A 17,635-nucleotide genomic window follows, 5' to 3' on the forward strand; every position below is an offset into this window, starting at 1 on the left:
GTGCCGATAAAGGTTCAGGACGAACTAAAATCACAAGTGTAGTATGAAAAACAAATATAAAATTCTTGCCACTTCTGTTGCTACTATTCTTTTCGCTAATGCTGCCTCTGCTGCTACTTATGCGATAGAGGCTCGTAGTGATGCAATGGGTGGCGTTGGTACCGTATCAGCAACTTATCTAACTGCGCCTTTTTTCAACCCCGCTCTTACTGCGATTTATCGTCGAAATGACGATGCAGGCATGATCGTGCCAAGTTTTGGTGGCAGCTACGATGATCAATATGATCTAGTTGATGAGATCGAACGCATCAGCAAATTAACAGACGTCGATGAAATCAAAAAATCGATGGATGCTATCGATGGGAAAAAGACAGACTTTGATCTTGGTGGTGTCGTTGCCATTGGTATCCCCAACAAATTCTTATCTGCAACTGCATACGGTAAGCTATACACTGAATCATTCGTACAACCAAATGTTGATACCTCAGGTACTAATCCATTAGATGATAGCTATGTACAAGGTGTTTCTATTGGCGTGGCTGAAGCTGGTATTTCACTTGCTAAATACACTAATTTCATGAACCAACACCTTTCTTTTGGTGTTACTCCTAAACTTCAGCGTATATACACGTACTCATACGCCACGAGTTTTCAGAATTTTGATACTAAAGACTTACGTGAAAATGAGACCGCGGAAACGATGTTTAACTTAGACGCAGGCGCACTTTGGTTCTTTGGCCCATATCGTCTCGGTATTTCAGCGAAAAATTTGATCGGAAGAGACGTTAAAACAAAATCATTCCAATATGGCAGCGATACGATAAAATCATACGAATATAGCATGCGTCCTGTATACACCGTTGGGGCAGGGATTGTTGCCGATTACTTTACGATGAGTGTTGACTACGATCTTAACGAAGAAAAACGTTTTTCATCCTTTGATGATAATACGCAAATGATTCGAGCTGGTATTGAATTTGATATTTTGCGTCAAATGGCATTACGAGCAGGGTATATGAAGAACTTAGCTCGAAGTAAGGACGAAGGAACCATTACTGCTGGTATCGGGTTGTCTCCACTTAAGTTGTTCGAATTGGATATCGCAGCTCAGTACACAAACGAGAACGCTATGGGTGCATCCATTAATTTCCTTGCTACCTATTAATTGAATCGTTATAGTCAGCTCCTCAAAATGAGGAGCTTTTTATGTTTGACGATTTACCCCCTCTATCTCACCAAGAGCAACAACAAGCTGTAGAGAGAATTCAAGAATTGATGGCGAAGGGCACAAGTACTGCAGAAGCTATCAAAATTGTTGCCGAACGGATTCGTTCTGAGTACGCAGAAAAACAACAGCAACAAAACTAATCAATTCATGGACAGGGCATACGCCCTGTTTTTTTGCCTTTCTATTTTCAATTCCTTTACATTCCCAAACACCACCCTAGTTACGCTGTAACTACAATTTACTAAACCTATATGATTTTAATCTTGTTCAATTGCCTTTAAGACTAAATAGCGAGTTGGTAAAATTTTACCCAATCGTGTTAACCTTAGTTTTCGTAGCACAGGTAATTAGGCGTTTTTTAAAGAACTTACAAGTTAAACTCAATTATATCAATTGTTTACCTCGGTCTTTTAATCTGCCAACCATATTGGTCGCGATTGATCTTGTAATTTAATTACAAAGCCCAAGATGGTCTCGTTCTCAGGTAGAAGATTATGCTAAAAAAATAAAAAAGAGACACCGTAACTTATAGCGATAATTCAACTAGAGTTATTAAATAAGCGATATAAGAACAGTAAGCACTCGCAGACATATGTAATAGATGAAGCGAAATTCATCTTATTGAGCTGCTTTTTTTAGCCGAAATACGTCTCCTGGATTTGAGCGGAGCGTTACATATTGAGCATGCTTAATCTAAAGTAGTTTTACTAAACTAGGCGACGTTGAAGTGGGTAATATGAAACCTCAAGAGTAGTAGAAATCAAGAGTAGTAACGCGTGTTACAACGTAATGTTTTCTGGCATCCTTCCTGTTAAATAGTCCGATAATTAGAGAAGAAATTGGAAAAACATCGTTGATCTTTGGATGAGAGGAAGCAACAAGGTTGCAATGAAAACTATTTGCCTGTTTTACACTAAACTCCTTTAACTATCATGTAGCAGTAGTTTTGATGTTGTGTTCGCTCTATGTGGACTAGACTTAATATGAGAACAAAAACTAACCAAGGGAGGAATGATGGGTTACAAGCACGTTTTGGTTGCTGTCGACTTATCTAAATCTAGCCAAGCCGTTATCGAAAAAGCAATAATGCAAGCAGATAACTCAAGCAGCAAACTCTCATTTGTTTACGTAGATGTTGATCGGATAGTCATGGAAGCGAAGGAAGAGCAAGAATTGGAAAGAAGGCTGCGAGAGCTCGCTGATAAATGCTTATACCCAGTAAACGAGACCATGGTAGTAATCGGCGATCTTCATATAAAACTATCGGGAATCGTCAAAAAAGAGGGGATAGATTTAGTTGTCTGTGGTCATCATCACAACTTATTGAGTCGCTTTTTTTCATCGATACCAAAGGTTGTGAACGAAGTTGAAGCTGATTTATTAATCGTCTATTTAGACGAGTGATCGACAACTCTTGTTCGCACTCATCATTTTTTGTCACTAAAAAGCCGAACGTTTATGTTCGGCTTGGTGTATCGGTGATAATAAAAGTTTTTAGCCAGGAATGATTGATGCCTCATGAGATAAAACAGATGCAGACTCCGCGTTTGACTGCAGATCAAAATGTACGTTAACTTGCACGCCTTCTCGCTCAAAAGTGACATCATCAAAATCGGTCATAGCGATTTTGAATCCATTTCTAGCAAAAAAGCCAGTCACCATAGTTCGCTGCTTAATTTCTAATGCAGACGCGAGTAGCTTATCCATGGCATTCTCCTTGGTTATTGTGGGGATATGGGTAGAAGATACACATAGATTGGTATGAAATCAATTTTATATAAAGTTGCTTTTGATGAAAATTTTAATGTAAGTCAATCTATCGTTTACCCCACGTGATTTATTCCACGCAAAACCTTGATAACAAGACGGCGGAGCATTTCACATTGTGATAGCAAGCATAAAGATGGGGGTGTTAATAAATACCGCTGAAACAATATGTTACAAAGATTAGCGTTAGGCCTAGTTGAGTAGACAACGCAAAATTCTAAATCTGAACAACCGCCCTAAAATGACTCACTCTTCAATACTTGTGATAACTCAGACCTAATAAAAGTAGATATCTCAGCTAGCTTTCTTGGCAAAGGGTTTTGATAAGGGTAGGCAATATACATGGAACGTTCTATATCAAAAGTTTGCGATATTCGGATGTTTTTGTCTATATAGTTACTTTTAATAAGATAGTTTGGAATGACACCAACCCCAACTCCCTCAGAAACAAAGTTTATTAAAATAGAGGTGTTATCAACTTCGATAACATCAGTATATTGATTTTTAATTGATTCCTTATTCGAATGATGTTTGTAGATTAATAGTGTTTTGTTGTTGGCATTACTTACCCTAGATATCAAAACATCACTATAATCACCAATTTTATGTGCAATAAGAGTGTCATCAATAACATTATTAAGCCTAATCGCTAAATCTACATTGCTTTCTAATAAATTTTCTACATTGTTACTTGACGATATTTCAAAATCAACTTTTGGATATCGTTCTTGTAAGTCTTTAAGAACAGAACCAAAAATAGAAGAGGCTATAGAGTTGGGCATTGTGATTTTAAACTTTCCATCAATGCATTCACTCAACGAGCTAGCTCTGTAATTTAACTCGTGCAAACTCTCTAACGTCTTGATAGCAAGCTCTCTAATGCTTTCGCCATGATCAGTTAAAACGAGTTTCCTTGTTGTCCTGTGGACGAGTGTTACACCAAGTTGTTTTTCTAATGCTGCTAGCTGCCTGCTGACTTGAGCTTTCGACTTTCCAAGTTCTTTTGATGCCTCTGTAAGAGAGAGGTGTTTACAAATGGCTGCAAAGCAGATCAACTCATTGTTCATCAATTCCATGATTGTTACCTTTTTGCAACTCTGAGTCACGTTGTCTTTTAACTGGTGGGAAAGTATAACTTGCTTCATCGGAGGGGGACAATGATATTTAAAAGCCGCCATGAAATAAAGGCAGACTACTATCTTAATAAAATCATATTGGATATTAAGTTAAACCGATATCCTGAAGAAATTAACTCAATCGGATTAAATATAGAAAATAAAGATTTAAAAATAAAGAATTTGTCTCGTGAAATTACTAAGTTGGATTCGGGTGATTTAATTGTTGATTGTGCATCATTGATAATGACTCATTACATATCGAAAAAAGTAATAATAAAAGTTGAAATTGATTTTTTAAATTATAAAGTTAAACGTGTAAGGATATTAAAATATGAAGACTGCAATACAAAATTCGAAAAGATCTGTTTATCAGAAAGATACATTGTATAGAATAATAAATAATATTAGTACTTTGTATACCAAATCACTAGTAAAATTATTTGGTGAAGAGTTGAGAATCCATCATTGCAAACATAAGATTAATGTAAGAACCACTAACGAGTTGAGTGAACATATGAAGAAAGATCTAGGTATAGATTGAAAAGTAGAGAGTTTACATCTGTTAGATTCCTTGTTCCTATAAAGATAATCTAGTACTTACACGTTAGGGTTAAGCAAACGCGTATCCATGTTGACTCATATTGAATGAGCAAGATGCAAAACCAACGTGCATGGTGTCGGACGTAACCAAAGATACAGTTCAAGTGGTCGCTGTGGTGGAATCGAAGTTCATGGCCCATACAAGACAGCTGATGAAGCTTGCAAGGAAGCAAAAGCCAAATACGGTGTAACTAAACTGACTTCACCAATGCTAATCTTCTAACTCTTAAGTTCGCATTATATGTGTTATGTTAAATTCACAATGATTAGTATTCTGTACACGTACTTACCCTAAGGCTAGATAAATTAGAACGTTAACTTTATAACCCCTCTTACTTTCTTGGCAAAATCTATGAGCGTATATTTGTACATATAATGCCCTGAAAGCTGTTTTTCTAATTTAACCATAATCTATTTACCATAAAATAGCTAATATCAATCTATCAATCTACGATTGCTTGCTCTTCAATTAGCAACTTATAAAAATGGCGTCTATTTCTTTAGACGCCATTTTTGTTTACTGGAAATATTAAATTAGCCACCGGCTAATTTGACTGTCATGCCTTTCTTTTCAAGATGTGCCTTGATCTTGTCTCTAGCATCACCTTGAATCTCGATATTGCCATCTTTTACAGAGCCACCACAGCCACAGACTTTTTTGAGTTCTGCCGCTAATAACTTTAAAGGTGCATCATCCAAGTCTAAACCTGTAACAATGCATACGCCTTTACCTTTACGGCCTTTCGTTTGGCGCTGAATCCGAACAACACCATCGCCTTTAGGGCGAGATACTTTTTCTTCTTCCGGTTTAATTCGACCGGTTTCTGTTGAATATACCAGAGTCATTCTATTGTTTCTTTTGTTGTTGAGCTTGCATCGCTTTTTGCTTTGCAACCAAATAAGCTTCGATATGGCGTTGAATAGCGGCTTTGCTGCCCTTAATCAGTTTACCATTAAACATACAGTACCAAGAGTTAGGTTGGCCTGTATCGTTTTGAATAGTATAGCCGTTAAAGACCTCTGATTTTGCAACACCAGTTTGCTGCACTCTTTGTCCGAGTGAAGCAAACTCTTTGGGATCAATAATCGATGCGGTGTCGCACCACCAATCAATGCTTTTCTTTACCGCCGTCAAACTGCCCTGTAAAACGTGGTTCTTGATTTTAACCTTCCAAACACTGCCATCTGATCCGACTGACTGCAGGTTAAAACCTCTATAATTTGAAATCGCCATACCACTGAGTCATCTGTTTAATGCGTTGATATAATCATAATTGCTACTGAGCAATATTCAAATACGGCTTGAATAATCCTTGCTCTAGAAAACAACTTGTATCATAAAACGCGTCTCGATAACGTTAATCACTTTGCACTGTTTATACAATCTTCCAAGAACTCATGAAATTTGTGCCCGTTGTTTTGAAGCATTTTAGGGAACATTGAGATTGGAGTCATTCCTGGAAATGTGTTTACTTCGTTTAAGTAAATCTCATCATCTTCCGTTAGGAAAAAGTCGATACGAGATAAATGACGAAGATTCATTTGTTTAAATACCGTCTCTGACGCATGTTGGATGGAATCTAATTGTACTTGAGTTAGATTCTTCGCCTCAACTTCTGTGAGCGAGTGACTTGAACTGCTGTACTTTTCATCGTAAGAGTAAAAAGCACCATCAGGCGCGATGACCTCGCCTGGCTTAGTGATATGTAGTTGGCCATTCATCTCATATACAGCAACTTCAAGTTCTCGAGGTTTTACTGCTTTCTCAACCAACACTTGGTCAGAAAACCCAAAAGCATCATTTACTGCATTAGAAAGTTTGTCTTTTGCTGTGACACTGTAACAGCCAACGGAAGAGCCTTGACGAGCGGCTTTAACAAAAACTTTCCCCCATTTTTCAAAGGCTTTATGAGCTTGAGCGTGAGCTTCTTCATCGTTTCGCGTTAAGAATAAGTATGGCGTATTGGGTATGCCGATAGCGTCGTACCAAAGCTTAGATGTGATTTTATTGAAACTATTGCTACTCGCTTCTGGCCCGCAGCCAAGATAAGGAATACCTGCGATTTCAAACAGAGATTGAATGTCGCCTGTTTCGCCAGGAAAACCATGTATACAAGGCACGATGAAATCAATGGTTTGATTAGATCCACTTGAGCACAACTGCTTGGTATTGAGATCCAAGTAAACCAACTCACCTTGGTTGGTCATCCAACCTTCGTTTTTTATTTCTACGCGTGTAACGTGAACGTCTTCAATAAGATTTAGTTGTTGTTCGACAAAGTTTGCAGACAATAATGAAATCTCGTGCTCAGAAGAGCCACCGCCGCATAGTAAAAGAATATTTTTAATCATGAATCCATCTTTCCGTGACCTACAAAAGATACTATTTATTATGATAAACCTTTGAAGTGTGACGTACAGTAATTTTAATGTGAGGAATGTTGTTCGAATAGGATTTGAGCAAATAAATAAGGGAGCTATTCGCTCCCTTATTTGATGTGTTAATTTAATTTGTTAAGCGTTGGGTAAGCTGAGTTTTTGATTGCATCAATGCTTTTAACAAATGGTCTTAACTGCTGAAATTGAGCTGGCAAAGTCGAAATCGCTTGCTTGGCTTCTGCGCTTGTTGCGTAGTCTCCGTATAAAACTGAGAACCACTTAGTACCGTTTACAACTTTGTAGTTTTCCCAAATTGGCTGACCGTTCTGTGGCAGCTTATTTGCAAACTGATCGACTTTAGCTTGGCTACCCACAGCTGCGACTTGAATGGTATAGCCGAATCGTTGAATGCCAGCTTGCTTTTTACTTGGTGGTACGATCTTAACTGGCTTCGCCTGCTCTTTTGGCGTTAGCTTGACTACTTTCTTTTCTTCAGGCTTTGCCGTCATTTTCACAACAGTTGGTTGTACGTCTTTTTCTACTACAGCGTTTTCAGACGCCATAATTGGTTTAGAGATACGATCTGATTTGTAGTCCTCTCGGTAACTTTCTGAGGTCACATCCGTGATGTAAGTTTCAGATGCACAAGCAGAAAGCAGAACTGACAAGCCGATGATTGCGATTTTTTTCATGAAGTAACAAATGCTCTGGATAAATATTACGATAAATCATGCCGATAGCAGGGCCGTTTATCAAGCATCAAATACAATAATCTGTGATTTTGATGTGATGAATAACACAAACTCCATAAGCATCGTACACATTTTCTGCAATGTCTGGTCTGAAGATGTTTTATCAGTAAATTATTCGTTTATGATTGATATGAAACCGAGAAGCCAACGTGACTTACAAACGGCCAGGAGTCAGCATGAATAAACTACATAAACTCTTTAAACCCAACTCTGTGGCCGTTATTGGGGCATCTCAAAAAGCATTGCGAGCAGGACATGTTGTGATGCGCAACCTTCTACAAAGTGGATTTGGTGGCGCGATTATGCCAGTAACGCCGCGATATAAAGCCGTATCTGGCGTGATCGCTTACCCTGATGTAGCTTCCCTGCCCTATACGCCAGATATTGCAATTTTGTGTACGAACGTTTCACGTAACGAGCAATTGCTTAAAGAGCTAGATGAGAGAGGCACACCGTTTGCGATTGTTATCTCTGATGACCCTAATCCTTTAGATATCTCATCATTGAACATTCGAGTCTTAGGCCCAAACAGCTTAGGTATCATCCTTCCTTGGCACAATTTTAACTGCACGTTTTCCCCTGTTGCAGCTAAACCCGGAAAAATTGCTTTCATCTCACAATCCGCGGCGGTTTGTACCACGGTTTTAGACTGGGCAAATGATAAGAACATTGGTTTTTCTTCGTTCATTTCGATTGGGCGCGGACAAGATATCGATTTTGCAGATTTGCTCGACTATTTGAGTATGGATGGAAACACTGAAGCTATTCTGCTTTATGTTGATAATATCCAAGACGCTCGCCGATTTATGTCTGCTGCGCGCGCCGCTTCACGTAACCGACGTATATTGGTGCTAAAAGCGGGCCGCTCTAAAGAGATGAATACTTTTGAGCAGCAAGACGGAGATACACTTGACGTAATTTACGATTCTGCTATTCGCAGAACTGGTATGTTACGAGTCAGCAATACGCATGAGCTTTTTGCCGCGGTAGAAACACTCACGCATTCTGTGCCACTTCGTGGAGAGCGTTTAGCGATCATCACCAATGGCGGCGGCCCTGCTGTTATGTCCGTTGATACTTTGATTGAACGTGGTGGCCAACTCGCAACGCTTGATGACGCTTCCATTGAGCAATTACAAGCAGTACTTCCATCCAACTGGCGTGCTCGAAATCCAATTGATCTGTCTGGTGACGCAACCCAAAAACGCTATATTGATACCATTAACGCACTGATGAATAACGACTGTGCAGATGCGATATTGATTATGCATAGTCCTTCTGCTGTTTCTGATCCTCTTGAAACTGCTCAAGTCGTTATTAATGCCATCAAATCTCACCCTCGGCATAAGCATTTTAATATCTTGACCAACTGGTCAGGAGAACAAACGTCGAGAGAAGCGCGACTGGCCTTTACTCAAGCAGGCATTCCAACCTATAGAACACCTGAAAGTGCGGTTGTAGCATACATGCACTTGGTCGAATACAGACGAAACCAGAAACAACTAATGGAAACGCCAACGACGGCAGAGCCATTACATTCTGGAAGTGTGAGTTCAGCAAAAGAATGGGTAAACGAACGACTACTGGATAAAAACACAGTCACCTTGGATACGCATCAAACCAGCCCATTATTTAAGCTGTTCGGGTTTAACGTTTTGCCTACGTGGATTGCATCTGACGACATTGAAGCCGTTCATATGGCAGAAAATATTGGATATCCTGTTGCGGTTAAATTGCGTTCTCCAGACATTCCTCATAAATCGGATGTTCACGGTGTTGCTCTAAATTTAAGAAACAGTCGAGAAGTTTCCAACGCAGCGCTATCCATTTTAGATACCGTAAAGCTCAGTTACCCTTCCGCCAATGTACATGGGCTGTTAGTACAAGGGATGGCAAAGCTCGGCAGCGCTGAAGAGCTACGGATTAGTATTGCAGTAGATAAAGTCTTTGGACCAGTGATCTTGCTTGGTCAAGGCGGCTCTGAGTGGAATATCGCCCAAGATGCCGTCGCTGCACTTCCTCCTTTGAACATGACGCTTGCGCGCTACCTTGTCGTTGTTGCCCTAAAGTCTGGAAAGATTCGCCTGCAGAAACACAAAGATGCGCTCGATATTACTGAGTTGTCGAAGTTCTTGGTTCGTATCTCCCAAATGGCAGTTGAGTTACCAGAAATACAAAAACTGGATATCCATCCAGTACTGGTGTCCGGAAGCGATTTAACTATCCTTGATGCAGATGTCACACTGTGTAAGTACGAAGGAGACGCCCAAAAACGGCTAGCGATTCGCCCTTTCCCGGCAGAGTTTGTCGAAACGGTGACGCTTCGAGATGGCCAACCTATCCTGCTTCGCCCTATCTTGCCTGAGGATGAGCCGCTGCATGCTCAATTCATTAATAGCGTATCGAAAGAAGATCTCTATAAGCGTTTCTTTTCTGAAGTTGGAGAGTTCAACCATGAGGCTTTGGCAAACTTTACTCAAATCGACTACGACCGCGAAATGGCGTTTGTTGCGGTAGCGTTTAATACTGACGGACCGTCTATCATAGGGGTAGCCCGCGCATTGATTACACCAGACAATAGTGACGCTGAGTTTGCTATTTTGGTTCGTTCAGATTTGAAAGGAAAAGGTTTAGGCAAAGTGCTGATGCAGAAAATAATCAGCTATTGCAAAATTAAAGGCACAAAGCAAATGTCTGGAATGACCATGCCAACAAACAGAGGAATGTTGATGTTGGCTCAGAACTTGGGGTTTGAGATCGATGTCCAGTTTGCAGACGGTACGGCAGATATGGTGCTCCCTTTAAATTGAAAAGCGCAGCATTAGCGATGACTTTTACTTCTTACATTCGATAATCAATGGGAATCTAAGAAGTAAAAGTTACGTTGTTACTTTAGTTTCCAATTCTTTTTTAAGTACTGAATACACCAGGATTTTGCCTCACCCATAGTGTTCCGGCGCCATGCCAAAATAATATCCATCGGCTGTTCTTCAGTGCCTTCGATTCGTTTCAATACACCACTATCAATAAGAGGTTGTGCAATTTGGCTTGGTAATGTACCAATGCCTAAACCTGCAGTTAGCGCTTCTACTTTTGCCGTAAAGTTGGTGACGGTCAAGCGAGGTTGTTTTTGAATGATATTAATTGAGAGCGCGGGTTGCTCACGTGCGGTATCTGCAATAGCAATAATCCGATACTTTTCTCGCGCTGCTTCATCAAACTTACCACTACGCTTGTGAACATAGTGATCAGCGGAAGCTACCCAATACATACTCATTTTACCAATTTTTTCTGACTTAACTTCTTGAGGAAGCGTATCCAGTGATGGGCAAATCAGTAAATCAGCTCTCCCCGTATTCAAAGACTCCCAGCTACCAGCCAGAATCTCCTCTTGCAGCCTGACTCGAGTTGAGCTGACCTCGGCCAACGCATCAACCATCGGGAAAAAATTGGATATAGGAATAATGCCATCAAAGGCAATGGTAATATCCAGTTCCCAACCATTCGCCAATAACGTTGCATCGTTCACTAACTTTTCACTGGCTTGTAAAATGGCTCTTCCTCTTTCAAGAATAAGCTTACCTGCTTCAGTAAAATGGGCTTTGTGACCAGAGCGATCGAAGATAATAATGTCTAAATCTTGCTCGAGTTTCTGGATTTGATAGCTCAGCGATGACGGGGCTCTGTCTAACTCATTCGCAGCAGCAGCAAAACTCCCTCTTCGATCAATAGCATCTAGAATATGGAGTGCTTCTAACGTAATTGGACTCTGCACATGGCCTCTCTTAATGTGACATTTATCACATTCGTTGTATTTGGATGAACTTATCAAGAACTAACGACAAATTATATAACATATTGATAACTAAAGACTAGGAATGCTAATAGCCTAAGAAGAAGATTCAATACAAATCAATAAATGACAATGGTAATGATAGTAATTACCATTTAGATCCATTAATATCCGCGTGTTGTTACCTATTATGGATCTAAGGTATTGAAGCCAATGTATAAAAAATCAATTTTGTCAGCCTCCATTTTAGTTGCCCTTTCCCATACTGCTTATGCGGAAGAAGCTTCTAAGTTTGAAGAAGTCGTTGTGTCGGCCACCCGTACCAACCAAACCATAAACACTGTTGCTGCTTCTGTTGCTGTTGTATCAGAGAAAGACATCGAAGAAAACATGGTAAAGGACTTGAATGATCTATTCGAGTATACGCCAGGTGTTACTGTTAATGGCACTCAACGCCAAGGCGTCCAAAGTATTAACATTCGCGGGATGGAAGGTAAACGAGTTAAAATCTTAGTAGACGGTGCATCTCAACCAGGTGTATTCAGCGGTGGACCATATTCGTTTATCAATTCTAGTGCCGTTACTGTCGACCCCGATATGCTAAAGAGTGTCGAAATTGTTAAAGGAGCAGCTTCTAGCCTACATGGTAGTGATGCAATTGGCGGTGTTGTCGCATTCGAAACAAAAGATCCGAAGGATTTCCTCAAAGATGGCAAAGACTTTGGTGGTCAAGCTAAACTCTCTTATTCATCGGAAGATAACTCTTTTAGTGAGCATGTAGCTTTAGCAAAGCGTTTCGGTAGTACAGAAGCACTTGTAGCCTTTACACGCCGTGATGGTGCAGAGCTACAAAATTTCTCTAAGGCGCCTTACGATAACTATTCTGTGGACAACCAAGATTATTACAAAAACGATCTATTGGTAAAACTTCAATCTCAATTGAATGACGCTCATCGCTTGGAGTTTTTGGGAGAAGTTATTTACAACGAGACTGACTCAGAGATCGCACATAAAAGTTACAAAAACTTCAACGCTGAAGACACAACCAAGCAAAATCGCATTGGGCTCAAGCACATTTGGTTTGCAGATGCAGCTATCTCGGATACGATCACGTCCAAGCTTACATGGATTGGTAAAGAAGAAAACGGCGTCTCTAATCGCTTTATCGAAGCTAGCCCTGGTTACCCACCTTACGTACCGCCTAGTGGTGACAACCAACAGAAAAAAGATTACGAATATACTGAAGACAAATTTGAATTCGAAACTCAGTTAGATAAAGAGATTCAAAATCACTATATTGTTTACGGAATATCGTACAAACATAGTGACATCAGTAATACCAATCGCGAGTTTAATTCCGATCCTGGCACGCCAGATACTGTTTACGTTTACACACCGGATGCAAAAGAAGAAAGCTTTGGTTTATTCTTGCAAGATGAAATTTCGCTTCTTAATGACAAGCTAATTCTGACTCCAGGTGTGCGTTACGATTACTTCTCTACTAATCCTTCAAATACTTCTGAAGAGTCATTCGAGAAGTTTAGCGACTCTGCATTAACTGGTCGTTTAGGAGCAACTTACTCTATATCGCAACCAGGCACGATCTTCGCGCAAGTGAGCCAAGGGTTCCGAGCGCCATCGTTCGACGAGCTTTACTACACCTACGATAATCCGGCTCATGGCTATACCAACCGCCCTAACCCAAATTTGGGATCTGAAAAGAGTTTGTCTTATGAGCTTGGTTACCGTCATAACACTGCAGCGTCGGCAACTGAAGTAGCGTTCTACTACAGTGATTACAGTGACTTTATTGAGCAAACGTCATCAAACAATGGTGGTTTAACTGAATTCACAAATATCAATATTAGTGAAGCAAACATTAAAGGGGTTGAGCTCTCTAACCGTCTTGATTGGCATGCCATTGCTGGTCTTCCATCAGGCGTGACAACTCGCTTTGTTGCAGCATACACAGAAGGTGAAGATGGTGATGGTAATCCTTTGAACAGTGTAAACCCATGGAATGCCGTAGCTGCTGTAAATTACGATTCACCAAATGCACTTTGGGGGACAAGCCTAAAAGTAAACTACACGGCTAAGAAATCGAACAGTGATATCAACTCTGATGGTGATAAAGGCGGAATCAAAGACCAAGTTGCTTTGCCGTCTGCGACAGTCGTTGACTTAACGGCGTACTACAAACCAATGAAAGATATAACCATTCGTGCTGGTGTTATGAATCTAACGAATGAAGAATACCATCTTTGGAACGATGTTCGCGGTAAGACTGAGTTAAGTCGAGACAAAACGCAAGCTGAGCGTAATTATAACATTAGTGTTAAATACGAGTTCTAAACCTTAAAAACACAAAAGCCAGCTTAATGCTGGCTTTTTTATGGCTTTCATTTCAAAAATGTAAAGAAAAGTATGAAAAATGAAAGTTTACTGTTTTGCCATCTCTTTTTTCACCATTACTGCTGCTGCAATGATGAAAGTGATGATCAGACCGAGTTCCATGAACTACCCCAATAGCTATGAGAAAATTTATAACCCAAATTAAGAGTCGGGCATAGTTTAACAGCTCTATATATACTTGCTACCTTTTAACCAGTAATTTACGATTTTTTCCGATTTGGATCAAAAAAGACGCAATCACGCGCCTTTTTGTTACTATTATGTAAATTAAAGATTAGACATCTGGATAACCTTGAGGGTTAGTAGACTGCCAGCGCCATGTATCGCCAGTCATTTCTTCTAGAGTGCGAGTTGCTTTCCAACCTAACTCATTCATCGCTTTTGATGGATCCGCCCAACACTCTGCAATATCACCTGGACGACGCTCAACAAGTTGGTATGGGACATCTTTACCACTTGCGGCTTCAAACGCTTTCACCATGTCCAGTACACTGTAGCCGTTACCAGTACCGAGGTTATAGATATGAAGGCCAGCTTTGCTACCTACTTTTTCTAATGCAGCAACGTGACCATCAGATAAGTCCATTACATGAATATAATCACGTACGCCTGTGCCATCTTTGGTCGGATAATCACTACCAAACACAGAAAGGAACTCTCTGCGCCCTACCGCAACTTGAGAAACAAACGGCATTAAGTTGTTTGGAATACCTTGAGGATCTTCACCTAGCTCGCCTGTTGGATGTGAACCTACCGGGTTAAAGTAACGAAGAAGTGTAATGCTCCAGTCAGGGTTCGCATTTTGGAAGTCGGTTAAACACTCTTCCACCATTAACTTGCTGCGACCATATGGGTTAGTTGCGCTAGTTGGAAAGTCCTCAGTGATGGGTACAGATGCAGGATCACCGTATACAGTCGCTGATGAACTAAATACCAACGATTTAACTCCGGCTTCGCGCATTGCATCAACCAATACTAAAGTGCCATTAACGTTGTTGTCGTAATACTCTAGAGGTTTTGCTACAGACTCACCGACGGCCTTTAAACCTGCAAAATGGATAACAGCTTCAATATTGTGCGACTTTAGTGCTTCTACCATCGCCAATTTATCTCTGATATCGGCTTTAATGAAGGTTGGCTTTACACCACATACCTTTTCAATTCGATCTAATACCGTAGATTTACTGTTGTACAGGTTGTCTAGAATCACTGGCGTCATGCCAGCTTCGATCATTTGAATACACGTATGACTACCGATATAGCCCATACCACCCGTAACGAGTACTTTCATTTTATTATTCCTTCTGACGCGAATTGGGTTAGTTTAAAGCTTTGACGTTACGATTTAAACTGTCTCTTGTAATTCGCATCCCATTAATATTGCTTGGCCTTTTCCGGCTTTCTTTGCTTGATACATTGCCGTATCCGCACTTTTTAAAACTCGAGTAGCATCGCGCTCATTTACGCCGACTAATTTTACGCCGATACTAACGCCAACTTTGAGTAAGTGACCTTTGTACTCAATTGGAGCACATATGCTCTCGAGCAACTGTTCTGCTATTCGGGTGACCACTTTTTGATTGGCGGGATTTACCAACATGACAAATTCATCACCAGAAAGTCTTGCGATTAAATCACTATGTCTCGTCGCAGATGTTAGACGCTCGGAAACTTTTTTCAAAACTTCATCACCTGCATCATGACCGTAGGTATCGTTAACTTCTTTAAATCCATCCAGATCGAGGTACAAAACTGCAAATTCGTCACGCAAGTATCCAGAGCGTTGTACTAGTTGTTCCAACTCTAAATGGAACTTAGATCGATTGGCTAACCCCGTTAAAGCATCGTGATGAGCTAAATGCTCCAATCGTTCCATCTCTTTTGCGCCGGAAAGGTCGGTAAGAACAATAACCAGATCATAGAAACCATAGTCTTCACACTTAACGATACGATTGACTCGAGCAAACATCGGTACAAACTGACCAATATGGTTCTTCTCGATAACTTCACCTTGCCAAACGCCATAATTTTCTATCGACTCGATGATACTAGGCATCATTTCCTGTAACTTGCGCCACTTTAGCGTTTGGATGAATGATTTCCCAATAAGCTGATCCACCTCTAAGCCGACTAACTTAGTGACGGCAGGGTTTGCCATCGTAATGACACCGCGATGATTAAGAACAATGAGACCATCTTGGCTGCTTTCAAAAACACGCCCCGCAACACGTTGCCGGTTTATGGCTTCTTCAATTTCGGTGATATCTTGAATCGAAAACAGTAAGTATTCATGTGTCGAGAGGCGACGACTGGTTAGGCTCAACTGCTGTTCGTTATCTGCATTTTTGAGGTGAATATCATCGCACTCTAGGCCTCGACTCAGGATCTGACTCAGCTCATTCGGTGTTTTGGTTTTAATTAGATCACGAATATTGGCATATTTAAGTTCATCTAATTTTTTTTGAAATATTTGCTGGGTCGCCGTATTACAATGAATAACACGTCCGGAATTGTCGGTAATAACTAATGCATGCTGAACAGATTCGATAACCTCTTCTGAAAATGCGCGCTTTTGTTCTAGTGTGTCTAGCGAATGTTGCCGCTGCTTCTCACGTACTGTTAACCTATTCATCATTTGATTGAAAGATCTCGCGAGCTCTCCAATTTCATCGTTGGCGTAATAGCGTGCTTGATTTTCCGTGCTTCGTCCGTGTGTCACATTCTCTATTAAGCGGCTAAGCTCCATAACGGGCTTGAGAACAAGCCTCTCGATACTTATGTAAAAAACAGTGCCACCAGCGATCAGAAACAGAAGAAGTAAAGCGCCATCTTGAAGTAAAGATTGTATGGCTTCTACAATTGGGCGATGAGAAAGCGTAACTCTCATGCTACCAATGACATAGCCATCATGGATAATCGGCTCTAGAACATAAAGAAATTTGGTTGATAAGGCATAGCCTAGAGCGTGCAACCTACTTCTTTCGGTTTGACTTGGAACGGGTGCTAGTGCCCCACTTATCTCCATAACAGCGAATGGTTGGTCATCTTGGTCATAAAGTTTGACCCGCGTTACATTTGGCTGGTTTAAAAAGTTGGCGAGAATAGTTTGAGCTTTTTGCTTGTCCTTTGTTGTCAGCGCATCTTTAATTGAGAAAGAAACATTGTTAATCAGCTTTCTTGTCTGCTCGACCAGTTCATGCTTAGACGATTGGTATACAGTATACGAGGTGTAACCTTTTGAGATAACAAAGATAGCCGTTAAAAAGACCAGAAGAGGCCAAATAAGCTTCGCTCGTAATGACATATATATTCCTGTCGCAGACAACCACAAAAATGACAGAAGAACCATTATGCAATCTATCACCCATGAAGGGCGACAAGATTAACACGATGCTAATGCAAAATAACCTTAAATTCTCAAAAATTGGATGGAAAAGAAACGAAATACCTCAAAATTCGGATCAACTCAAATAACGGCAACATCTTTATGGACTAACGTGATCTTTTTCGTCACCTATCTGCTCAAAAAGCCTCGTTTTCATGATAGAAGAATGAAGTGAGTCACTGAACCTAGATGCATTTTCCT

At 40.4% G+C, this 17,635-nt stretch carries 15 protein-coding genes; 6 read left to right on the top strand and 9 right to left on the bottom strand.

Annotated elements, in window-relative coordinates:
• Positions 1-43 precede the first annotated feature (43 nt).
• The 3 genes from R7127_RS09695 (at position 44) to R7127_RS09705 (ending at position 2,632) form a co-directional block, all read left to right on the top strand.
• The gene (locus tag R7127_RS09695; RefSeq protein WP_053349901.1) at positions 44-1,165 is read left to right on the top strand and encodes a conjugal transfer protein TraF; all 1,122 of its coding nucleotides are present in this window, start codon (positions 44-46) and stop codon (positions 1,163-1,165) included.
• 41 nt (positions 1,166-1,206) lie between these two features.
• Positions 1,207-1,368, top strand: coding sequence for a YoaH family protein (locus R7127_RS09700; protein WP_005376257.1), 162 nt, complete (start codon positions 1,207-1,209; stop codon positions 1,366-1,368).
• An 874-nt stretch (positions 1,369-2,242) separates the two neighbouring features.
• Complete coding sequence (locus R7127_RS09705; RefSeq protein WP_172563962.1) at positions 2,243-2,632, top strand: universal stress protein; 390 nt, start codon at positions 2,243-2,245, stop codon at positions 2,630-2,632.
• Positions 2,633-2,722: 90 nt separating this feature from the next.
• On the opposite strand, the gene R7127_RS09710 is transcribed toward R7127_RS09705, so the two are convergent.
• Positions 2,723-2,935 (bottom strand): hypothetical protein, encoded by a 213-nt coding sequence (locus R7127_RS09710; protein ID WP_005376260.1) that lies wholly within the window; start codon positions 2,933-2,935, stop codon positions 2,723-2,725.
• 296 nt (positions 2,936-3,231) lie between these two features.
• Positions 3,232-4,071: a LysR family transcriptional regulator gene (locus R7127_RS09715; RefSeq protein ID WP_025998628.1), complete on the bottom strand. Its 840-nt coding sequence runs from the start codon at positions 4,069-4,071 to the stop codon at positions 3,232-3,234.
• A gap of 81 nt (positions 4,072-4,152) precedes the next feature.
• On the opposite strand from R7127_RS09715, the gene R7127_RS09720 reads away from it, so the two are divergent.
• Complete coding sequence (locus R7127_RS09720; protein ID WP_064376838.1) at positions 4,153-4,503, top strand: hypothetical protein; 351 nt, start codon at positions 4,153-4,155, stop codon at positions 4,501-4,503.
• Positions 4,504-5,247: 744 nt separating this feature from the next.
• On the opposite strand, the gene yciH is transcribed toward R7127_RS09720, so the two are convergent.
• The 4 genes from yciH to R7127_RS09740 all read right to left on the bottom strand — a co-directional run bounded on the left by yciH (position 5,248) and on the right by R7127_RS09740 (position 7,784).
• Positions 5,248-5,559: a stress response translation initiation inhibitor YciH gene (gene yciH, locus R7127_RS09725; protein WP_005376292.1), complete on the bottom strand. Its 312-nt coding sequence runs from the start codon at positions 5,557-5,559 to the stop codon at positions 5,248-5,250.
• A 1-nt stretch (position 5,560) separates the two neighbouring features.
• A complete protein-coding gene (locus tag R7127_RS09730) occupies positions 5,561-5,947 on the bottom strand; it encodes a DUF3319 domain-containing protein (protein ID WP_005376294.1) in 387 nt (128 codons plus the stop codon).
• A 128-nt stretch (positions 5,948-6,075) separates the two neighbouring features.
• The gene (locus R7127_RS09735) at positions 6,076-7,065 is read right to left on the bottom strand and encodes a D-alanine--D-alanine ligase (protein ID WP_085569029.1); all 990 of its coding nucleotides are present in this window, start codon (positions 7,063-7,065) and stop codon (positions 6,076-6,078) included.
• A 149-nt stretch (positions 7,066-7,214) separates the two neighbouring features.
• On the bottom strand, positions 7,215-7,784 hold the full coding sequence (locus R7127_RS09740; protein ID WP_005390018.1) for an SPOR domain-containing protein: 570 nt from the start codon (positions 7,782-7,784) through the stop codon (positions 7,215-7,217).
• A 236-nt stretch (positions 7,785-8,020) separates the two neighbouring features.
• Here R7127_RS09740 and R7127_RS09745 point away from each other — a divergent pair, with 236 nt between their 5' ends.
• Positions 8,021-10,654, top strand: coding sequence for a bifunctional acetate--CoA ligase family protein/GNAT family N-acetyltransferase (locus R7127_RS09745; RefSeq protein WP_085569030.1), 2,634 nt, complete (start codon positions 8,021-8,023; stop codon positions 10,652-10,654).
• A gap of 77 nt (positions 10,655-10,731) precedes the next feature.
• Here the strand turns inward: R7127_RS09745 and R7127_RS09750 are convergent, their stop codons facing one another.
• Entirely contained in the window at positions 10,732-11,619 is an 888-nt protein-coding gene (locus R7127_RS09750; RefSeq protein WP_017634152.1) for a LysR family transcriptional regulator, read from the bottom strand.
• A 231-nt stretch (positions 11,620-11,850) separates the two neighbouring features.
• On the opposite strand from R7127_RS09750, the gene R7127_RS09755 reads away from it, so the two are divergent.
• The gene (locus R7127_RS09755; protein ID WP_033907072.1) at positions 11,851-13,989 is read left to right on the top strand and encodes a TonB-dependent hemoglobin/transferrin/lactoferrin family receptor; all 2,139 of its coding nucleotides are present in this window, start codon (positions 11,851-11,853) and stop codon (positions 13,987-13,989) included.
• A gap of 334 nt (positions 13,990-14,323) precedes the next feature.
• Here R7127_RS09755 and galE read toward each other — a convergent pair whose 3' ends face one another.
• Positions 14,324-15,340 (bottom strand): UDP-glucose 4-epimerase GalE, encoded by a 1,017-nt coding sequence (gene galE, locus R7127_RS09760; protein ID WP_085569031.1) that lies wholly within the window; start codon positions 15,338-15,340, stop codon positions 14,324-14,326.
• A 54-nt stretch (positions 15,341-15,394) separates the two neighbouring features.
• Complete coding sequence (locus R7127_RS09765) at positions 15,395-17,353, bottom strand: diguanylate cyclase domain-containing protein (protein ID WP_085569032.1); 1,959 nt, start codon at positions 17,351-17,353, stop codon at positions 15,395-15,397.
• Between the last annotated feature and the right edge of the window lie 282 nt (positions 17,354-17,635).

This window comes from Vibrio sp. 1159, from assembly GCF_033340395.1.
Lineage (GTDB): Bacteria > Pseudomonadota > Gammaproteobacteria > Enterobacterales > Vibrionaceae > Vibrio > Vibrio alginolyticus.

Bases quoted from the DNA above. Each gene is read 5' to 3' on its own strand.
- R7127_RS09705 (WP_172563962.1), top strand. From the start codon at position 2,243: ATGGGTTACAAGCACGTTTTGGTTGCTGTCGACTTATCTAAATCTAGC.
- R7127_RS09730 (WP_005376294.1), bottom strand. From the start codon at position 5,947: ATGGCGATTTCAAATTATAGAGGTTTTAACCTGCAGTCAGTCGGATCA.
- R7127_RS09695 (WP_053349901.1), top strand. From the start codon at position 44: ATGAAAAACAAATATAAAATTCTTGCCACTTCTGTTGCTACTATTCTT.
- R7127_RS09755 (WP_033907072.1), top strand. From the start codon at position 11,851: ATGTATAAAAAATCAATTTTGTCAGCCTCCATTTTAGTTGCCCTTTCC.
- R7127_RS09720 (WP_064376838.1), top strand. From the start codon at position 4,153: ATGATATTTAAAAGCCGCCATGAAATAAAGGCAGACTACTATCTTAAT.
- yciH (WP_005376292.1), bottom strand. From the start codon at position 5,559: ATGACTCTGGTATATTCAACAGAAACCGGTCGAATTAAACCGGAAGAA.
- R7127_RS09745 (WP_085569030.1), top strand. From the start codon at position 8,021: ATGAATAAACTACATAAACTCTTTAAACCCAACTCTGTGGCCGTTATT.
- R7127_RS09735 (WP_085569029.1), bottom strand. From the start codon at position 7,065: ATGATTAAAAATATTCTTTTACTATGCGGCGGTGGCTCTTCTGAGCAC.
- R7127_RS09715 (WP_025998628.1), bottom strand. From the start codon at position 4,071: ATGGAATTGATGAACAATGAGTTGATCTGCTTTGCAGCCATTTGTAAA.
- R7127_RS09710 (WP_005376260.1), bottom strand. From the start codon at position 2,935: ATGGATAAGCTACTCGCGTCTGCATTAGAAATTAAGCAGCGAACTATG.
- R7127_RS09740 (WP_005390018.1), bottom strand. From the start codon at position 7,784: ATGAAAAAAATCGCAATCATCGGCTTGTCAGTTCTGCTTTCTGCTTGT.
- galE (WP_085569031.1), bottom strand. From the start codon at position 15,340: ATGAAAGTACTCGTTACGGGTGGTATGGGCTATATCGGTAGTCATACG.
- R7127_RS09700 (WP_005376257.1), top strand. From the start codon at position 1,207: ATGTTTGACGATTTACCCCCTCTATCTCACCAAGAGCAACAACAAGCT.
- R7127_RS09765 (WP_085569032.1), bottom strand. From the start codon at position 17,353: ATGTCATTACGAGCGAAGCTTATTTGGCCTCTTCTGGTCTTTTTAACG.